The organism is Streptomyces sp. NPDC059398, from assembly GCF_042751845.1.
Taxonomy (GTDB): Bacteria; Actinomycetota; Actinomycetes; order Streptomycetales; family Streptomycetaceae; genus Streptomyces.
Genome location: NZ_JBHYWP010000025.1, coordinates 22821 through 40374 on the forward strand (window position 1 = coordinate 22821; position 17554 = coordinate 40374).

Sequence of the window (17554 nt, forward strand, 5' to 3'; positions counted from 1 at the left end):
TTGCCCACTAATAAAAAATATTACCAACTGTGGGTTTTCCGCTGTGCGCACAAAACCCCCACGTCTAACCCGCTGGGGCCCCCGCCCCCGGTTTGGGGGGGGCCCGGGGGCCCCTTCTGTGTGTGCGTGTTGTTCGTTTTGTTCATGTTGTGCGTGTGTTGCGCGGGTGTGTTCCCGTACGTGGTTCTGTTCGCGTACGCGGGGTGTGTTCGCGTACGAGGGCGTGCGGGGGAGCGGGTGGTGCGGGGCCGGGCGGTGTGCCGTACGGCTACACGTCCCTGACCGGCCGCCACAGCCAGGGGAGCGCACCCGGGCCGAGGCCGGCCACGGTCGGCCCGGCCGGGTTCCCGGCGGTCCCGGCTGTCCTGGCGCCCTCGGCCAGCAGCGCGGCGCCCTGGAGTGGTACGACGCCGTCGGTGCGGCGCAGCACCTTCCCGTTCAGCAGGAGCTGGAGGCGGCCCCGGTCGTCCTGGCCGAGCAGTGCGGGCGCCGTGGACCGGGCGCTGGTGCGGTCGCCGGTGCGGTCGCCGGTGCGGTCACCGGTGCGGTCGCTGGTGCGGTCATCGCCCAGGTGCACATGGGTCGTCGCGGCCGTCGCCGGCCTGCGGTAGTACACGTCCACCCCGCCGCCCGGCGCGGCGACCGCGGTGGGGACGTCGCCGGGGAGCGGCAGCAGCGGTTCCGGGCGCAGCGCCACCGGTCCGCCCGCCGTGGTCTGGGCCCAGTGGTGCACGGTGTCCCGGCCCGATGCGAACACATGGACCAGGCCCGCCGAGTCGACCGTGGCGGAGAGCCCGTCCTGTATCTGGCCGCCGCCCAGGCTCCGCCAGGGGGACCAGTTCCCCGCGGTGGACCGTACCCGGGTGCTGATCGACTGGGCGGCGTCGCGCAGGAAGAGATGCACCTGGCCCGTACGGTCGGTGACCGCGACCGGGACGCCCGTCCTGCGGCCCCGGTCCGGGTCGCTCTCCGGATTGCCGAGCCCCGTCCACGCCGCGAACTTCCCGCCGGGCGTGCGCTGTTGGAGCAGCACTATCTCGCGGGTGTTGGCCGATCCGTGCCCGGCAATCGAGGAGAAGCGCAGCCCGAACAGCAGCTGCCGGCCGTCCTTGAGCGCGGTCGCGCCGAGGGTGGGGGCCAGCGGCCCGCCGCCCAGGTCGTCAGGCGGCCCCCACTGCCCGCTGCCCGGCGTCGTCTCCCGCCAGCGCACCGCGCGCAGGCCGAGGACCCCGTACCCGACGAGCCGCCCTTCCTCCTCGGTGGTGAGCACGGGGCGCGGGCCCGGATAGCGGTAGTGGGTGGACCGGACCCACCCCTTCTTGTTGGTCAGGGGTCGGCCGATACCCACGTTGTAGTCGCCGCAGCCGCCCGGATTCCCGCACTCCCAGGCCTCGTTGCCGCCGTACGGGAGAAGATTCGCGGCCTTCTGGGCGAGCACCCCGGGGGACAGGTTCTTCGGCCAGTGGCGGTTGTAGTAGCCGCGGTACGCGGTGGCGACGAAGGCCGGCACCTCGCCCTTGCCCCGGGTCGCCTCCGCCACCCAGCGGATCATCGCCGCCCAGCTGAACGAGGCGGTGGCGGTGTGGTCCGCGTGGTCGGAGTAGCCGACCTGCTCGCTGTCCTTGCGGCGCACCGCGGTCGGGCTGTGCTGGATGTCCGGATCCGGGTCCAGGGTGTGGATCACGGTCGGCCGGTACTGAACCATCAGCCCGGTGAGCACGTCGACCAGGGCGTCGTACGTGTACGAGTCGGTCTCCTGGAGCGGGGAGCCCTCGGCCACCACGGTCGGGAGGTTGAGCCCCCGGTCGGTCCAGAGCGACGGAAGGCCGAGCCGGCCGTGCGAGGTGTGCATGGCCGTGTTGAGGAAGACCAGTTCGACCCGGCGGGCGCCCCGCGCCAGTGTGTTGACCTCGGCCCGGCGCCCGCCGCGCAGGGTGACGACGTCCTTCTGCCACGCGGTGAACGGCGGGAGGCCCAGCTGCACCGCGTACGCCTGGCGCAGGCCCTGGTGGCGGGCCGACGAGTAGGCGGGCTTGTCGGGGGCGGGGTGCGGCTGCCCCGCGACGACATTGATACCGGTGGCCTCGCCCGCGGTGACGTACACACAGACCAGCGGGGTCCCGGAGTCCAGCATCCGCTGGGTGTCCGGATTCATGAAGTACATGTCGTCGTCCGGGTGAGCCAGTATCTGCATCAGCCGGTCATGCCTGGCTATGGATATCGCCTTGCCCGGCATCGGGTCCGCGGTGCCGGTGGTGCGGCGCGGCGACTCGGGTACGGAGCACGCGGTGAGCGCGGCTGACACCGCAGCCGTACCCAGCCCACCGAGCACGAGGCGACGGGAGGGGCCGGACCCCTGGTCAGTGGGGCCTGGCCCCTGCGGTATCCCCGGCGATATCCCCATGGTGAAGGTGCTCCGTCCGTTCCCCTGCACGGGCCCTCCCGTGCTCTCCCGGTCTGCTTGACGGGGTTCTCCGACCGGAGGTTGCTTCCGGCCGGGCCGCCGCCCCTCCGTACCGCCCGTCTCAGCAACCGGACGGCTGGGCACAGGCGTTCTCGCCGGGACGATTGTGGAGGGGAGACACTGGGGCGGACGACCGCCCGCCGCACACGGGCGGCCGCCGTCTGCGCCCGACAGGAAGGGACACCTGTGACACCGCCAACCACGAGTTCTTCGAAGGACAAGCTCGCTGCCCTGCGCAACGAGATCGAGCACCGCAACCCGGCCCAGCCCGAGTTCCACCAGGCAGTCCACGAAGTGCTGGAGAGCCTGGCGCCGGTGCTGGCCGTGCGGGACGACTACGCGCAGGCGAGCCTGGTGGAGCGCCTCTGCGAGCCCGAGCGGCAGATCATCTTCCGGGTGCCGTGGCAGGACGACCGGGGGAGGGTCCACGTCAACCGCGGTTTCCGGGTGGAGTTCAACAGCGCGCTCGGCCCGTACAAGGGCGGTCTGCGCTTCCACTCGTCGGTGAACCTCGGCATCGTGAAGTTCCTCGGCTTCGAGCAGGTCTTCAAGAACGCGCTGACCGGTCTGGGCATCGGCGGCGGCAAGGGCGGCAGCGACTTCGACCCGCACGGCCGCTCCGACTCCGAGGTCATGCGCTTCTGCCAGTCCTTCATGACGGAACTCCACCGTCACATCGGCGCGCACACCGACGTGCCCGCCGGTGACATCGGCGTCGGCGGCCGGGAGATCGGCTATCTCTTCGGCCAGTACCGCCGCATCACCAACCGCTGGGAGTCCGGCGTCCTCACCGGCAAGGGCCTCTCCTGGGGCGGCTCGGCGATCAGGCCCGAGGCGACCGGCTACGGGAACGTCTACTTCGCCGCCGAGATGCTGCGCCGCCGGGGCGAGGACGTACAGGGCCAGACCGCGGTGGTCTCCGGCTCCGGCAATGTCGCCATCTACACCATCGAGAAGCTCAAGGACCTCGGGGCCAACGCCCTGACCTGCTCAGACTCCGGTGGTTACGTCATCGACGACAAGGGCATCGACGTCGAACTCCTCAAGCAGGTCAAGGAGGTCGAGCGCGCCCGCATCAGCGAGTACGCGGAGCGCCGCGGTGCGTCCGCCCGGTACATCACCGGCGGCAGCGTCTGGGACGTCCCCGCCGACATCGCACTGCCGTCGGCCACCCAGAACGAACTGGACGCCGACGCCGCCGCCACCCTCGTACGCAACGGGGTCAAGGCGGTCTCCGAGGGCGCCAACATGCCCGCCACCCTGGAGGCCGTGGACGTCCTGCGCGAGGCGGGGGTCGCCTTCGGCCCCGGCAAGGCGGCCAACGCGGGTGGCGTCGCGGTCAGCGCCCTGGAGATGCAGCAGAACGCGGCCCGCGACAGCTGGACGCCCGCACGCGTCGAGGACGAACTGCTGCAGATCATGCGCGACATCCACCACACCTGCTACGAGACCGCCGAACGCTACGGCGCCCCCGGCGACTACGTGACCGGCGCCAACATCGCCGGTTTCGAACGGGTAGCGGACGCGATGCTGGCCCAGGGCGTCATCTGACGGGCCCGCTGAAACACCTGGTGGGACTGGCCCCGCTCCCGGTGGAGCGGGGCCAGTCCGCTGTGCGATGTGCGGCGTTGCCGCGAGCCGGGCGGGTCAGTCCTCGACGAAGAGGTCGTCCGCGGTGGTGGCGGTGAGCGCCCGGTCGAGCCAGGTCAGGAGAGTCTCCGGGTCGGTGCAGCTGGTGACGCGGTCGGCCACGGCCTGACTGGTCTCGATCCCGCGCCGGTCAAGGATCCGCAGCACGGACTTCGCCTCACCTTTCGCCTCGCCCTTCGCCTCACCCTGGGCTTCCCCTTCCGCACGACCCTCCGCCCGCAGGCGCTGGGAGGTCTCCGAACGGAAGAAGGAGAGGTCGGCGGCCATGAGTTTCCTCCAGATCGCGGCGGCCGGGTTGTCCCCCAGGCCGAGTTCGGTGAGTTCGGCGAGAATCGTCGCCGTATCGGGGTCGACGGTCTTGAGTGCGGGTGCCAGCGCCTTCAGTATGGCAGGCGCATACGGCTTCTTACCGTGTGTGATCGCGGAGAACACGGCGAGCGGTACGTCACGGGCCGCGGCCGACACCTCGGTCACGACCGGGACGTTGTGCGGGCCCAGCACCAGGGGGCGCACCGTGAGAGAGGGCCATTCCGGTGGGCCGATACGGATCGGTCCGGTCGCCCAGCGTGCGGTGGCCTCGTCCTGGCAGACCACCAGCAGGACCGGACCCAGACCGTACTTGGCGTGCAGATGGGCCAGGTAGTACGCCCAACTGCTGTATTTGGCCGGGTCCTTCCTGCCCTGGGCCTCGACGGCCAGCAGATAGCCGTCGCCTCCGGCCGTGTCCACCCGTAACAGCGTGTCGAGGCGGCGCTCCAGCGGCTTCGTCTCGGTGAGATCAGTGGGCAGCTGGGAGACGGCCACGGCCTCGGGGAACGGGATGCCCAGCGTCCCGAAGGTCCGGGTGAAGATCCCCGGGTCCTCCTGGAAGATGCGGTGCATCGCCTCGTGTGATGAGTTGACCATGGAGAAGAGACTGGGGGGGATAGGTCCCTGGCATATGCCAAACCGGCGTGGTTCACTCGATGAGGTGATGGAGGCGACGCCGGCGGTCTCTGCCGGAACCTCGCCCGGCGCCCCTGCCTCGTTCTCCAGGCGCCCCGCGGCCGCAGTGGCGAGGGCTGGGGTACAGTCTCCGGCCGCGATTGGCGTCCGTGGTGACCCGTATGGCAGACTATCGGGGTTGCTCGGTTGAGTGCCGATGCTGCGCGCCTCCCGTCGGGAGGACTGGAAGCAAGTCCCACAGTACTCGTCGCCCCAACTGCCGTAAGGCAGCGCTGAGGCGGACGTACGGGAATCTTCCGGGAAGTGTCAGCGGGGTGCCGACCAGGCGCCCGGTGGGTGTTCGTCCCCCGGCTCGCGGTCACTGGCCCGCACCCCTTTGCTGGGAAATCCTCCGGGAGATCTTCGAAGAGGGAATGCGACACGCCCGACCGCGTGGGTCGGAGGCGGATGCAGGACCTGCCGGGTCCCAGAGCGTTACGAGAGACAGGACTACTGAGTAGCCATGGCGGGACAGAAGATCCGCATCCGGCTCAAGGCCTACGACCACGAGGTCATCGACTCTTCGGCAAAGAAGATCGTCGAGACGGTGACGCGCACTGGTGCGTCGGTCGCAGGCCCGGTGCCGCTGCCCACTGAGAAGAACGTGTACTGCGTCATCAAGTCGCCGCACAAGTACAAGGACTCGCGCGAGCACTTCGAGATGCGCACGCACAAGCGCCTCATCGACATTCTCGACCCCACGCCGAAGACGGTCGACTCGCTCATGCGTCTCGACCTGCCGGCGGGCGTCGACATCGAGATCAAGCTCTGAGGTGACGCGCGAGATGACTAAGAACATCAAGGGCGTCCTGGGCGAGAAGCTCGGCATGACCCAGGTCTGGGACGAGAACAACCGGGTCGTCCCGGTGACCGTCGTCAAGGCCGGGCCGTGCGTCGTGACGCAGGTCCGTACGAACGACACCGACGGCTACGAGTCGGTCCAGATCGCCTTCGGCGAGATCGACCCTCGCAAGGTGAACAAGCCCCTCAAGGGTCACTTCGCCAAGGCCGACGTGACTCCGCGCCGCCACCTGGTGGAGCTCCGCACCCCTGACGCCAGCGAGTACACGCTGGGCCAGGAGATCACCGCCCAGGTGTTCGAGTCCGGCATCAAGGTCGATGTCACGGGCAAGAGCAAGGGCAAGGGCTTCGCCGGTGTCATGAAGCGCCACAACTTCAAGGGTGGCAAGGCTTCCCACGGTGCCCACCGTGTGCACCGCAAGCCGGGCTCCATCGGTGGCTGTGCCACCCCGGGCCGTGTCTTCAAGGGCATGCGCATGGCGGGCCGCATGGGCAACGAGCGGGTCACCACCCAGAACCTGACCGTCCACGCCGTTGACGCGGAGAAGGGTCTGCTGCTCATCAAGGGCGCGGTCCCCGGTCCGAACGGCGGCCTCGTCCTGGTCCGTACCGCGGCCAAGGGGGCTTGAGGAACCGATGAGCACCATTGACATCCTTTCGCCGGCAGGCGACAAGGCCGGGACCGTCGAACTCCCCTCGGAGATCTTCGACGCCAAGGTCAGCATCCCGCTGATCCACCAGGTCGTTGTCGCACAGCTGGCCGCGGCCCGTCAGGGCACGCACAAGACCAAGCGTCGCGGCGAAGTCCGCGGTGGCGGTAAGAAGCCTTACCGCCAGAAGGGCACCGGCCGCGCGCGCCAGGGTTCGACCCGTGCGCCGCAGTTCGCCGGCGGTGGCGTCGTCCACGGCCCGCAGCCGCGTGACTACTCGCAGCGCACCCCCAAGAAGATGAAGGCCGCCGCCCTGCGCGGAGCCCTCACCGACCGGGCGCAGAACGCTCGCATCCACGTCGTCTCCGGCGTGGTCGAGGGCGCTGCCTCCACCAAGGCCGCGAAGTCCCTGCTGGGCAAGGTCAGCGAGCGCAAGCACGTGCTCCTGGTCGCCGAGCGTTCGGACGAGGCCGCGTGGCTCTCCGCCCGCAACCTGCCCCAGGTGCACCTCCTGGAGCCGGGCCAGCTGAACACGTACGACGTGCTCGTATCCGATGACGTGGTCTTCACCAAGGCCGCCTTCGAGTCCTTCGTGTCTGGCCCCAAGGCCACCACTGAGACCGAAGGGAGCGCCGTCTGATGGCTGAGACGACCGTTACCAGCAAGACCTTCACGGACCCGCGCGACGTCCTCGTCAAGCCGGTTGTTTCCGAGAAGAGCTACGCGCTGCTCGACGAGAACAAGTACACGTTCATCGTCGCGCCGGGCTCCAACAAGACCCAGATCAAGCAGGCCGTGGAAGCGGTCTTCTCGGTCAAGGTCACCGGAGTCAACACGATCAACCGCCAGGGCAAGCGCAAGCGCACCCGCACCGGGTTCGGAAAGCGCGCTGACACCAAGCGCGCCATCGTGACCCTTGCCGAGGGCGACCGTATCGACATCTTCGGCGGTCCGACCGCCTGACGGCGGTCTGGATCGTCCGGAATCGGACGAGGACTGAGAAATGGGTATCCGCAAGTACAAGCCGACGACCCCGGGCCGTCGTGGCTCCAGCGTCGCCGACTTTGTCGAGATCACGCGGTCCACGCCGGAGAAGTCGCTGGTTCGCCCTCTGCACAGCAAGGGCGGCCGTAACAACACCGGCCGGATCACCGTTCGCCACCAGGGCGGCGGACACAAGCGTGCCTTCCGTGTGATCGACTTCCGTCGTCACGACAAGGACGGCGTGCCGGCCAAGGTCGCGCACATCGAGTACGACCCGAACCGCACCGCGCGCATCGCGCTGCTCCACTACGCGGACGGCGAGAAGCGCTACATCCTCGCCCCGGCCAAGCTGGGCCAGGGCGACCGGGTGGAGAACGGTCCGGGCGCAGACATCAAGCCGGGCAACAACCTGCCGCTGCGCAACATCCCGGTCGGTACGACCATCCACGCCATCGAGATGCGTCCCGGTGGCGGAGCGAAGATCGCCCGCTCCGCGGGTGCTTCGGTCCAGCTGCTCGCGAAGGAAGGCGCCATGGCGCACCTTCGTATGCCGTCGGGCGAGGTCCGCCTGGTCGACATCCGCTGCCGCGCCACCATCGGCGAGGTCGGCAATGCCGAGCAGTCGAACATCAACTGGGGCAAGGCCGGCCGTATGCGCTGGAAGGGCGTCCGCCCGACCGTCCGCGGTGTCGTGATGAACCCGGTCGACCACCCGCACGGTGGTGGTGAGGGCAAGACCTCCGGTGGTCGCCACCCGGTCAGCCCGTGGGGTCAGAAGGAGGGTCGTACTCGCTCGCCGAAGAAGGCTTCGAGCAAGTACATCGTCCGCCGCCGCAAGACGAACAAGAAGCGCTAGGAGCGGGTTTAGATGCCGCGCAGTCTCAAGAAGGGGCCTTTCGTCGACGGACACCTTGTCAAGAAGGTGGACGTACAGAACGAAGCAGGCACCAAGAACGTCATCAAGACCTGGTCCCGGCGCTCGATGATCATCCCGGACATGCTGGGACACACCATCGCGGTGCACAACGGCAAGATCCACGTCCCGGTGTTCGTCACCGAGTCGATGGTCGGCCACAAGCTCGGCGAGTTTGCGCCGACCCGCACCTTCCGCGGCCACGTCAAGGACGACCGCAAGTCGAAGCGCCGCTAAGGCGGGGTGCGAAGACTATGAACGACACCGAAGGGACAACCATGGAAGCCAGGGCCCAGGCGCGGTACATCCGCGTCACGCCCATGAAGGCCCGCCGCGTGGTGGACCTTATCCGTGGCATGGATGCCACGGAGGCTCAGGCGGTCCTGCGTTTCGCCCCGCAGGCCGCGAGCGTGCCGGTTGGCAAGGTGCTTGACAGCGCCATCGCCAACGCCGCACACAATTACGACCACACCGACGCCGGCAGCCTCGTCATCTCCGAGGCGTACGTCGACGAGGGCCCGACCCTGAAGCGGTTCCGTCCGCGCGCCCAGGGCCGTGCCTACCGGATCCGCAAGCGGACCAGCCACATCACCGTGGTCGTCAGCAGCAAGGAAGGAACCCGGTAATGGGCCAGAAGGTTAACCCGCACGGGTTCCGGCTCGGCATTACCACGGACTTCAAGTCCCGTTGGTACGCCGACAAGCTGTACAAGGACTACGTCAAGGAAGACGTCGCCATTCGTCGCATGATGACGAAGGGCATGGAGCGCGCCGGTATCTCGAAGGTGGAGATCGAGCGCACCCGCGACCGCGTCCGCGTCGACATCCACACCGCTCGTCCGGGCATCGTCATCGGCCGCCGCGGCGCCGAGGCCGACCGCATCCGCGGCGAGCTGGAGAAGCTGACCGGCAAGCAGGTCCAGCTCAACATCCTTGAGGTCAAGAACCCCGAGACGGACGCTCAGCTGGTGGCCCAGGCCGTCGCCGAGCAGCTCTCCTCGCGTGTCTCCTTCCGTCGCGCCATGCGCAAGAGCATGCAGTCGACGATGAAGGCCGGCGCCAAGGGCATCAAGATCCAGTGCGGTGGCCGTCTCGGCGGCGCCGAGATGTCCCGTTCGGAGTTCTACCGCGAGGGCCGTGTGCCGCTGCACACGCTCCGCGCGAACGTGGACTACGGCTTCTTCGAGGCCAAGACGACCTTCGGCCGTATCGGCGTGAAGGTCTGGATCTACAAGGGCAATGTCAAGAACATCGCCGAGGTCCGTGCCGAGAACGCCGCGGCCCGTGCGGGTAACCGCCCGGCCCGTGGTGGCGGCAGTGACCGTCCGGCAGCCGGCGGCCGTGGTGGCCGTGGCGGCGAGCGTGGCGGCCGCGGCCGCAAGCCGCAGCAGTCCGCTCCGGCAGCCGAGGCCCCCAAGGCCGAGGCTCCCGCCGCCGCTGCTCCGGCTGAGAGCACTGGAACGGAGGCCTGACCGACATGCTGATCCCTCGTAGGGTCAAGCACCGCAAGCAGCACCACCCCAAGCGCAGTGGTATGGCGAAGGGTGGCACTGAGGTCGCATTCGGTGAGTACGGCATCCAGGCTCTGACGCCGGCGTACGTGACGAACCGCCAGATCGAGGCTGCTCGTATCGCGATGACCCGCCACATCAAGCGTGGCGGCAAGGTCTGGATCAACATCTACCCGGACCGCCCGCTCACCAAGAAGCCCGCCGAGACCCGCATGGGTTCCGGTAAGGGCTCCCCGGAGTGGTGGATCGCGAACGTCAAGCCCGGCCGGGTGATGTTCGAGCTGTCCTACCCGAACGAGAAGGTCGCTAAGGAGGCGCTGACCCGCGCCGCCCACAAGCTTCCGATGAAGTGCCGCATCGTGCGGCGCGAGGCAGGTGAGTCGTGATGGCGGCCGGTACCAAGGCGACCGAGCTGCGCGAGCTGAACGACGAGGACCTCGTCGCCAAGCTGCGTGAGGCCAAGGAAGAGCTGTTCAACCTCCGCTTCCAGGCGGCGACCGGACAGCTCGAGAACCACGGTCGGCTCAAGTCCGTCCGTAAGGACATCGCCCGGATCTACACCCTGATGCGTGAGCGCGAGCTGGGCATCGAGACGGTGGAGAGCGCCTGATGAGCGAGATGAATGTGACTGAGACGACTGAGCAGCGCGGTTTCCGCAAGACCCGTGAGGGTCTGGTCGTCAGCGACAAGATGGACAAGACCGTCGTCGTCGCTGTCGAGGACCGCGTCAAGCACGCCCTGTACGGCAAGGTCATCCGCCGTACGAACAAGCTCAAGGCGCACGACGAGTCCAACGCCGCCGGTGTCGGCGACCGCGTCGTCATCATGGAGACGCGGCCGCTCTCGGCGACGAAGCGCTGGCGCATCGTCGAGATCCTCGAGAAGGCCAAGTAAGAATCCCTGAGCTCATCGCTCAGGTCAGTTCCGCCAGGCTCGGCGGGGGTTCCGTGTGCATGACGTATACGGAATCCCCGCCGGGAACCGGCAGACGATCAGGAGACAGACGTGATCCAGCAGGAGTCGCGACTTCGCGTCGCCGACAACACGGGTGCGAAGGAAATTCTCACCATTCGTGTTCTCGGTGGCTCGGGTCGCCGCTACGCGGGTATCGGTGACGTAATCGTCGCCACCGTCAAGGACGCGATCCCCGGTGGCAACGTGAAGAAGGGTGACGTCGTCAAGGCGGTCATCGTTCGCACCGTCAAGGAGCGTCGTCGTCAGGACGGCTCGTACATCCGCTTCGACGAGAACGCCGCCGTCATTCTCAAGAACGACGGCGACCCCCGCGGCACCCGTATCTTCGGCCCGGTGGGCCGTGAGCTGCGCGAGAAGAAGTTCATGAAGATCATCTCGCTCGCGCCGGAGGTGCTGTAAGCATGAAGATCAAGAAGGGCGACCTGGTTCAGGTCATCACCGGTAAGGACCGCGGCAAGCAGGGCAAGGTCATCGTCGCCTACCCCACGCAGAACCGTGTCCTCGTCGAGGGTGTCAACCGGGTCAAGAAGCACACCAAGGCCGGCCAGACCGCTCGTGGTTCGCAGACCGGTGGCATCGTGACGACCGAAGCCCCTGTCCACGTCAGCAACGTTCAGCTGGTGGTGGAGAAGGACGGCAAGAAGGTCGTCACCCGCGTCGGCTACCGCTTTGACGACGAGGGCAACAAGATCCGCGTTGCCAAGCGGACCGGTGAGGACATCTGATGACTGCCACCACTGCGCCGCGTCTCAAGACGCGCTACCGCGAGGAAATCGCCGGCAAGCTGCGTGAGGAGTTCTCGTACGAGAACGTCATGCAGATCCCCGGTCTCGTCAAGATCGTGGTCAACATGGGTGTGGGCGACGCCGCCCGCGACTCCAAGCTGATCGACGGTGCCATCAAGGACCTCACCACGATCACCGGCCAGAAGCCGGCCGTGACCAAGGCCCGCAAGTCGATCGCGCAGTTCAAGCTGCGCGAGGGGCAGCCGATCGGCTGCCACGTCACCCTCCGCGGTGACCGCATGTGGGAGTTCCTGGACCGTACGCTGTCGCTCGCGCTTCCGCGTATCCGTGACTTCCGTGGTCTGTCGCCGAAGCAGTTCGACGGCCGTGGCAACTACACCTTCGGTCTCACGGAGCAGGTCATGTTCCACGAGATCGACCAGGACAAGATCGACCGGGTCCGGGGCATGGACATCACCGTGGTCACCACGGCGACCAACGACGACGAGGGTCGTGCCCTCCTTCGTCACCTCGGCTTCCCGTTCAAGGAGAACTGACCGTGGCGAAGAAGTCCCTGATCGCTAAGGCCGCCCGCAAGCCGAAGTTCGGCGTCCGCGGATACACCCGCTGCCAGCGCTGCGGCCGGCCCCACTCCGTCTACCGCAAGTTCGGCCTGTGCCGTGTGTGCCTTCGTGAGATGGCCCACCGCGGCGAGCTGCCGGGCGTGACCAAGAGCTCCTGGTAATTCCCCTTTCGGGAATTGTCGGAGGCTCTCGGTAAGCATCTGGTCGGCAGAAGCCCTCCTCCGCATGCCGTAGGCTTGCGGGGTTGGGCCTCTGCCGCCCGACCGCCCGCGGGCCCAGCCCGCTGACAAAACGCTTACTACGCCGTAGGTCCCCGCACCGCACCCGTCCCGCCACTGAGCGGGGAGAGGGATGGCGCATACAGGAAACCCCGGCGAGAGAGGCCGAAGGCCAATTCATGACCATGACTGATCCCATCGCAGACATGCTCACGCGTCTGCGTAACGCAAACTCGGCGTACCACGACTCCGTCGTGATGCCGCACAGCAAGATCAAGTCGCACATCGCGGAGATCCTCCAGCAGGAGGGCTTCATCACCGGCTGGAAGACCGAGGACGCCGAGGTCGGCAAGAACCTCGTTCTCGAGCTGAAGTTCGGCCCGAACCGCGAGCGCTCGATCGCCGGCATCAAGCGGATCTCGAAGCCGGGTCTGCGTGTGTACGCGAAGTCCACCAATCTGCCGAAGGTTCTCGGCGGCCTGGGCGTGGCGATCATCTCCACGTCCCACGGTCTCCTGACCGGCCAGCAGGCCAGCAAGAAGGGCGTAGGTGGGGAAGTCCTCGCCTACGTCTGGTAGTCGGGAACGGAGGAAAAGCTCATGTCGCGAATCGGCAAGCTCCCCATCCAGGTTCCCGCCGGTGTGGACGTCACCATCGATGGCCGCACGGTCGCGGTGAAGGGCCCCAAGGGGTCCCTCTCGCACACCGTCGCGTCGCCGATCGAGGTCACCAAGGGCGAGGACGGCGTGCTCAACGTCGTCCGTCCTAACGACGAGCGTCAGAACAAGGCCCTTCACGGCCTGTCCCGCACGCTGGTGGCGAACATGATCACCGGCGTGACCACGGGATACACCAAGGCGCTCGAAATCAGCGGTGTCGGTTACCGCGTCCAGGCGAAGGGCTCCAACCTGGAGTTCGCCCTGGGCTACAGCCACCCGATCGTCGTTGAGGCCCCCGAGGGCATCACCTTCAAGGTCGAGTCGCCCACGAAGCTCAGCGTCGAGGGCATCGACAAGCAGAAGGTCGGCGAGGTCGCCGCTAACATCCGCAAGCTGCGGAAGCCCGACCCGTACAAGGCCAAGGGCGTCAAGTACGCCGGCGAGGTTATCCGCCGCAAGGTCGGAAAGGCGGGTAAGTAAGCCATGGCATACGGAACAAAGATCGCCAAGGGCGACGCGTACAAGCGCGCTGCCATCAAGCGTCGCCACGTCCGTGTCCGCAAGCACATCTCCGGCACGCCGGAGCGCCCGCGCCTGGTCGTGACGCGTTCCAACCGCAACATCGTTGCGCAGGTCATCGACGACATCGCGGGCCACACGCTCGCCTCGGCGTCGACCCTGGACACCTCGATCCGCGGTGGCGAGGGCGACAAGAGCGCCCAGGCCCAGCAGGTCGGCGCGCTCGTCGCCGAGCGTGCCAAGGCCGCGGGTGTCGAGGCTGTCGTGTTCGACCGTGGTGGCAACAGGTACGCCGGGCGCATTGCCGCTCTGGCTGACGCCGCCCGCGAAGCCGGGCTGAAGTTCTGAGCCCCGGTTCCGGGACTAACGGACGTAACAGAGAGAGGTAAATCCAATGGCTGGACCCCAGCGCCGCGGAAGCGGTGCCGGTGGCGGCGAGCGGCGGGACCGGAAGGGTCGCGACGGTGGCGCTGCCGCCGAGAAGACCGCTTACGTTGAGCGCGTAGTCGCGATCAACCGCGTTGCCAAGGTTGTCAAGGGTGGCCGTCGCTTCAGCTTCACCGCGCTCGTCGTGGTCGGAGACGGTGACGGCACCGTAGGTGTCGGATACGGCAAGGCCAAGGAAGTTCCCGCGGCCATCGCCAAGGGCGTCGAAGAGGCCAAGAAGAGCTTCTTCAAGGTCCCGCGTATCCAGGGCACCATCCCCCACCCGATCACGGGCGAGAAGGCCGCAGGCGTCGTCCTGCTCAAGCCTGCTTCCCCCGGTACCGGTGTGATCGCCGGTGGCCCGGTGCGTGCCGTTCTGGAGTGCGCCGGCGTCCACGACATCCTGTCGAAGTCGCTCGGCTCCGACAACGCGATCAACATCGTGCACGCGACCGTGGAGGCCCTCAAGGGCCTGCAGCGTCCCGAGGAGATCGCGGCCCGCCGCGGTCTGCCCCTTGAGGACGTCGCCCCCGCGGCTCTGCTCCGTGCGCGTGCGGGAGCGGGTGCGTAATGGCTCGCCTCAAGATCACGCAGACGAAGTCGTACATCGGCAGCAAGCAGAACCACCGCGACACCCTGCGTTCGCTCGGGCTCAAGCGCCTGCACGACGTGGTTGTCAAGGAGGACCGCCCCGAGTTCCGCGGAATGGCTCAGACCGTCCGCCACCTCGTGACGGTTGAGGAGGTCGACTGACATGGCGGAGAACAACCCGCTGAAGGTCCACAACCTCCGGCCCGCCCCGGGCGCCAAGACCGCCAAGACCCGTGTGGGCCGTGGTGAGGCGTCCAAGGGTAAGACCGCAGGTCGTGGTACCAAGGGCACCAAGGCCCGTTACCAGGTTCCGGAGCGCTTCGAGGGCGGGCAGATGCCCCTCCACATGCGTCTCCCGAAGCTGAAGGGCTTCAAGAACCCGTTCCGCACCGAGTTCCAGGTGGTCAACCTGGACAAGCTCGGCGCTCTCTACCCCGAGGGTGGAGAGGTCACGGTGGCCGACCTGGTCGCCAAGGGCGCGGTGCGCAAGAACAGCCTCGTCAAGGTCCTGGGCCAGGGCGAGATCTCGGTGGCGCTGACGGTGACGGTTGACGCCGTCTCCGGCTCCGCCAAGGAGAAGATTGCCGCCGCTGGCGGCACCGTCACCGAGCTCGTCTGAGACGACTCGATGACCTGAACACCCAACCGGGGATGCCTTTTTGAAAGGGCATCCCCGGTTGGTCGTTCCTAGCGGGGCAGGGTCGCCGGTATGGTGGCGCTGCACTGTCGGTATTCAGCGTGGGGCGACCGCGCGACTACCGATCGACACATATACCGTCCATCGTCGAATTCTCAAGACCGTCACCTCTACGCAGACGCGCGGGGGTCGCAGGAGGCACCGTGCTCACCGCGTTCGCCCGAGCGTTCAAGACGCCCGACCTGCGCAAGAAGCTGCTGTTCACACTTGCCATCATCGTGGTCTACCGGCTCGGAACACACATCCCGATCCCCGGTGTCAGCTACTCGAACGTCCAGCAGTGTCTGGACCAGACGAAGACCAACCAGGGTCTCTTCGGTCTGGTCAACATGTTCAGTGGTGGCGCACTGTTGCAGATCACCATCTTCGCGCTCGGCATCATGCCGTACATCACGGCGAGCATCATCCTGCAGCTGCTGACCGTGGTGATCCCGCGGCTGGAAGCCCTGAAGAAGGAAGGGCAGTCCGGTCAGGCGAAGGTCACGCAGTACACGCGTTATCTGACCGTGGCGCTCGCGATCCTCCAGGGCACCGGTCTGGTGGCGACCGCCCGGTCCGGCGCGCTCTTCGGCAGCTGCCCCGTGGCCAACCAGATCGTCCCCGACCAGTCGATCTTCACCACCGTGACCATGGTCATCTGCATGACCGCGGGCACCTGCATGGTCATGTGGCTGGGCGAGCTCGTCACCGACCGCGGCATCGGCAACGGCATGTCGATCCTGATGTTCGTCTCCATCGCGGCCGGCTTCCCCGGCGCGCTGTGGGCCGTCAAGCAGCAGGGCAAGCTGGCCGGCGGCTGGATCGAGTTCGGGGCCGTGATCCTGGTGGGTCTGGCGATGGTCGGGCTGGTCGTCTTCGTGGAGCAGGCCCAGCGCCGTATCCCCGTTCAGTACGCGAAGCGCATGATCGGCCGGAAGTCCTACGGCGGCACGTCGACGTACATCCCGCTCAAGGTGAACCAGGCCGGTGTGATCCCGGTCATCTTCGCCTCGTCGCTGCTCTACATCCCGGGCCTCATCGTGCAGTTCAGCGGTTCGACCGCCGGCTGGGCGACCTGGATCAAGGACAACCTGGTCAAGGGTGACCACCCGGCCTACATCGTCACGTACTTCCTGTTGATCGTCTTCTTCGCCTTCTTCTATGTGGCGATCTCGTTCAACCCCGAGGAAGTCGCGGACAACATGAAGAAGTATGGTGGCTTCATCCCGGGCATCCGGGCTGGCCGACCGACCGCTGAGTACCTGAGCTACGTGCTCAACCGGATCACCTGGCCGGGGTCGCTGTATCTGGGTGTGATCGCTCTTGTCCCAACGATGGCGTTGGTGGGCTTCGGCGCGAACCAGAACTTCCCGTTCGGCGGGACGAGCATCCTCATCATCGTGGGTGTGGGTCTGGAGACCGTGAAGCAGATCGAGAGCCAGCTCCAGCAGCGTAATTACGAAGGGTTCCTCCGCTGATGCGTATCGTCCTCGTCGGACCGCCCGGGGCGGGCAAGGGCACGCAGGCCGCGTACCTTGCCAAGGACCTGGTCATCCCGCACATCTCCACGGGTGACCTCTTCCGTGCCAACATCAGTCAGGGCACGGAGCTGGGCAAGCAGGCCAAGGCGCTGATGGACGCCGGCGAGCTGGTCCCCGACGAGGTCACCATCGGGATGGCCCAGGAGCGGATGTCCCAGGCCGACGCGGAGGACGGTTTCCTCCTCGACGGTTTCCCGCGCAATGTCGTCCAGGCCCAGGCGCTCGACGCGTGGCTCAGCGCCGAGGGACAGAGGCTGGACGCGGTGCTGGACCTGGAGGTCCCCGAGGACGAGGTCGTGAAGCGGATCGCGGGACGGCGCATCTGCCGCAACGATTCGAGTCATGTGTTCCACGTCGAGTACAGCCGCCCGAAGAAGGACGGCGTCTGCGACATCTGCGGCGGCGAGCTCTACCAGCGCGGTGACGACACCGAGGCGACGGTGCGCACCCGGCTGGAGGTCTACCACACGCAGACCGAGCCGATCATCGACCACTACAAGGCCCAGGGCCTGGTGTCGACGATCTCCGCGCTCGGCAAGGTCACCGAGGTGACCGAGCGGGCCCTGGCGGCCTTGCGGGCCGACAAGGCCGACAAGGTCTGAAACAGGCAGCAGCAGTAGGTGTACGTACGGCCGCGGTGTCCCCAGGGCGCCGCGGCCGTACTGTTGAGCAGTTGGATCCGGT

26 protein-coding genes are annotated in these 17554 nt (G+C 67.2%); 24 read left to right on the forward strand and 2 right to left on the reverse strand.

Translation table 11 applies throughout. The features are described from left to right. Positions 1-268: 268 nt before the first annotated feature. Positions 269-2404 (reverse strand): PIG-L family deacetylase, encoded by a 2136-nt coding sequence (locus tag ACFXBC_RS12040; RefSeq protein WP_385022216.1) that lies wholly within the window; start codon positions 2402-2404, stop codon positions 269-271. Between the two features lie 246 nt (positions 2405-2650). On the opposite strand from ACFXBC_RS12040, the gene gdhA reads away from it, so the two are divergent. Then, positions 2651-4015 (forward strand): NADP-specific glutamate dehydrogenase, encoded by a 1365-nt coding sequence (gdhA, locus tag ACFXBC_RS12045; protein WP_385022219.1) that lies wholly within the window; start codon positions 2651-2653, stop codon positions 4013-4015. Positions 4016-4111: 96 nt separating this feature from the next. Here gdhA and ACFXBC_RS12050 read toward each other — a convergent pair whose 3' ends face one another. Continuing rightward, on the reverse strand, positions 4112-5020 hold the full coding sequence (locus ACFXBC_RS12050) for a hypothetical protein (protein ID WP_385022222.1): 909 nt from the start codon (positions 5018-5020) through the stop codon (positions 4112-4114). Between the two features lie 541 nt (positions 5021-5561). Between ACFXBC_RS12050 and rpsJ the strand changes: the two genes are divergently transcribed. From rpsJ to ACFXBC_RS12165, 23 genes are all read left to right on the forward strand, one after another. Further along, positions 5562-5870, forward strand: coding sequence for a 30S ribosomal protein S10 (gene rpsJ / locus ACFXBC_RS12055; protein WP_003948644.1), 309 nt, complete (start codon positions 5562-5564; stop codon positions 5868-5870). A gap of 13 nt (positions 5871-5883) precedes the next feature. After that, positions 5884-6528, forward strand: coding sequence for a 50S ribosomal protein L3 (rplC, locus tag ACFXBC_RS12060; protein ID WP_385022225.1), 645 nt, complete (start codon positions 5884-5886; stop codon positions 6526-6528). Between the two features lie 7 nt (positions 6529-6535). Further along, complete coding sequence (rplD, locus tag ACFXBC_RS12065) at positions 6536-7189, forward strand: 50S ribosomal protein L4 (RefSeq protein ID WP_385022228.1); 654 nt, start codon at positions 6536-6538, stop codon at positions 7187-7189. Next, the gene (gene rplW / locus ACFXBC_RS12070; RefSeq protein WP_385022231.1) at positions 7189-7512 is read left to right on the forward strand and encodes a 50S ribosomal protein L23; all 324 of its coding nucleotides are present in this window, start codon (positions 7189-7191) and stop codon (positions 7510-7512) included. Before rplD ends, rplW begins: the two co-directional genes overlap by 1 nt. Before the next feature lie 40 nt (positions 7513-7552). Then, positions 7553-8389: a 50S ribosomal protein L2 gene (gene rplB / locus ACFXBC_RS12075; RefSeq protein ID WP_385022234.1), complete on the forward strand. Its 837-nt coding sequence runs from the start codon at positions 7553-7555 to the stop codon at positions 8387-8389. 12 nt (positions 8390-8401) lie between these two features. Then, positions 8402-8683 carry a 30S ribosomal protein S19 gene (gene rpsS, locus ACFXBC_RS12080; protein WP_164264446.1) on the forward strand — a complete coding sequence of 94 codons (282 nt, stop codon included), beginning with the start codon at positions 8402-8404 and terminating at the stop codon, positions 8681-8683. A 41-nt stretch (positions 8684-8724) separates the two neighbouring features. Next, positions 8725-9072, forward strand: a complete 348-nt coding sequence (gene rplV / locus ACFXBC_RS12085; RefSeq protein WP_006604878.1) for a 50S ribosomal protein L22 — start codon at positions 8725-8727, stop codon at positions 9070-9072. Further along, the gene (gene rpsC, locus ACFXBC_RS12090; protein ID WP_385022238.1) at positions 9072-9917 is read left to right on the forward strand and encodes a 30S ribosomal protein S3; all 846 of its coding nucleotides are present in this window, start codon (positions 9072-9074) and stop codon (positions 9915-9917) included. Before rplV ends, rpsC begins: the two co-directional genes overlap by 1 nt. A gap of 5 nt (positions 9918-9922) precedes the next feature. Next, the gene (gene rplP / locus ACFXBC_RS12095; RefSeq protein WP_164264448.1) at positions 9923-10342 is read left to right on the forward strand and encodes a 50S ribosomal protein L16; all 420 of its coding nucleotides are present in this window, start codon (positions 9923-9925) and stop codon (positions 10340-10342) included. After that, positions 10342-10566, forward strand: coding sequence for a 50S ribosomal protein L29 (gene rpmC / locus ACFXBC_RS12100; RefSeq protein WP_028812369.1), 225 nt, complete (start codon positions 10342-10344; stop codon positions 10564-10566). The genes rplP and rpmC overlap by 1 nt, the downstream gene beginning before the upstream one ends. Next, entirely contained in the window at positions 10566-10850 is a 285-nt protein-coding gene (rpsQ, locus tag ACFXBC_RS12105; protein WP_385022243.1) for a 30S ribosomal protein S17, read from the forward strand. The genes rpmC and rpsQ overlap by 1 nt, the downstream gene beginning before the upstream one ends. A gap of 111 nt (positions 10851-10961) precedes the next feature. Then, positions 10962-11330 (forward strand): 50S ribosomal protein L14, encoded by a 369-nt coding sequence (gene rplN, locus ACFXBC_RS12110; RefSeq protein ID WP_003966950.1) that lies wholly within the window; start codon positions 10962-10964, stop codon positions 11328-11330. Between the two features lie 2 nt (positions 11331-11332). Then, positions 11333-11656 (forward strand): 50S ribosomal protein L24, encoded by a 324-nt coding sequence (gene rplX / locus ACFXBC_RS12115; protein WP_164264450.1) that lies wholly within the window; start codon positions 11333-11335, stop codon positions 11654-11656. After that, complete coding sequence (rplE, locus tag ACFXBC_RS12120) at positions 11656-12213, forward strand: 50S ribosomal protein L5 (RefSeq protein WP_164264451.1); 558 nt, start codon at positions 11656-11658, stop codon at positions 12211-12213. The genes rplX and rplE overlap by 1 nt, the downstream gene beginning before the upstream one ends. 2 nt (positions 12214-12215) lie before the next feature. Then, on the forward strand, positions 12216-12401 hold the full coding sequence (locus tag ACFXBC_RS12125; RefSeq protein WP_024491590.1) for a type Z 30S ribosomal protein S14: 186 nt from the start codon (positions 12216-12218) through the stop codon (positions 12399-12401). A gap of 236 nt (positions 12402-12637) precedes the next feature. Further along, positions 12638-13036: a 30S ribosomal protein S8 gene (rpsH, locus tag ACFXBC_RS12130; protein ID WP_164264452.1), complete on the forward strand. Its 399-nt coding sequence runs from the start codon at positions 12638-12640 to the stop codon at positions 13034-13036. A 21-nt stretch (positions 13037-13057) separates the two neighbouring features. Beyond that, entirely contained in the window at positions 13058-13597 is a 540-nt protein-coding gene (gene rplF, locus ACFXBC_RS12135) for a 50S ribosomal protein L6 (protein ID WP_164264453.1), read from the forward strand. A gap of 3 nt (positions 13598-13600) precedes the next feature. Then, positions 13601-13984, forward strand: coding sequence for a 50S ribosomal protein L18 (gene rplR, locus ACFXBC_RS12140; RefSeq protein ID WP_385022250.1), 384 nt, complete (start codon positions 13601-13603; stop codon positions 13982-13984). 46 nt (positions 13985-14030) lie between these two features. Further along, positions 14031-14633: a 30S ribosomal protein S5 gene (gene rpsE, locus ACFXBC_RS12145; protein WP_385022253.1), complete on the forward strand. Its 603-nt coding sequence runs from the start codon at positions 14031-14033 to the stop codon at positions 14631-14633. Then, complete coding sequence (rpmD, locus tag ACFXBC_RS12150) at positions 14633-14815, forward strand: 50S ribosomal protein L30 (RefSeq protein ID WP_383032037.1); 183 nt, start codon at positions 14633-14635, stop codon at positions 14813-14815. The genes rpsE and rpmD overlap by 1 nt, the downstream gene beginning before the upstream one ends. 1 nt (position 14816) lies before the next feature. After that, entirely contained in the window at positions 14817-15272 is a 456-nt protein-coding gene (gene rplO / locus ACFXBC_RS12155; protein ID WP_385022257.1) for a 50S ribosomal protein L15, read from the forward strand. A gap of 221 nt (positions 15273-15493) precedes the next feature. Continuing rightward, positions 15494-16807: a preprotein translocase subunit SecY gene (gene secY / locus ACFXBC_RS12160; protein ID WP_385022260.1), complete on the forward strand. Its 1314-nt coding sequence runs from the start codon at positions 15494-15496 to the stop codon at positions 16805-16807. Then, positions 16807-17472, forward strand: a complete 666-nt coding sequence (locus ACFXBC_RS12165; protein ID WP_385022263.1) for an adenylate kinase — start codon at positions 16807-16809, stop codon at positions 17470-17472. Before secY ends, ACFXBC_RS12165 begins: the two co-directional genes overlap by 1 nt. The last annotated feature ends 82 nt before the right edge of the window (positions 17473-17554 follow it).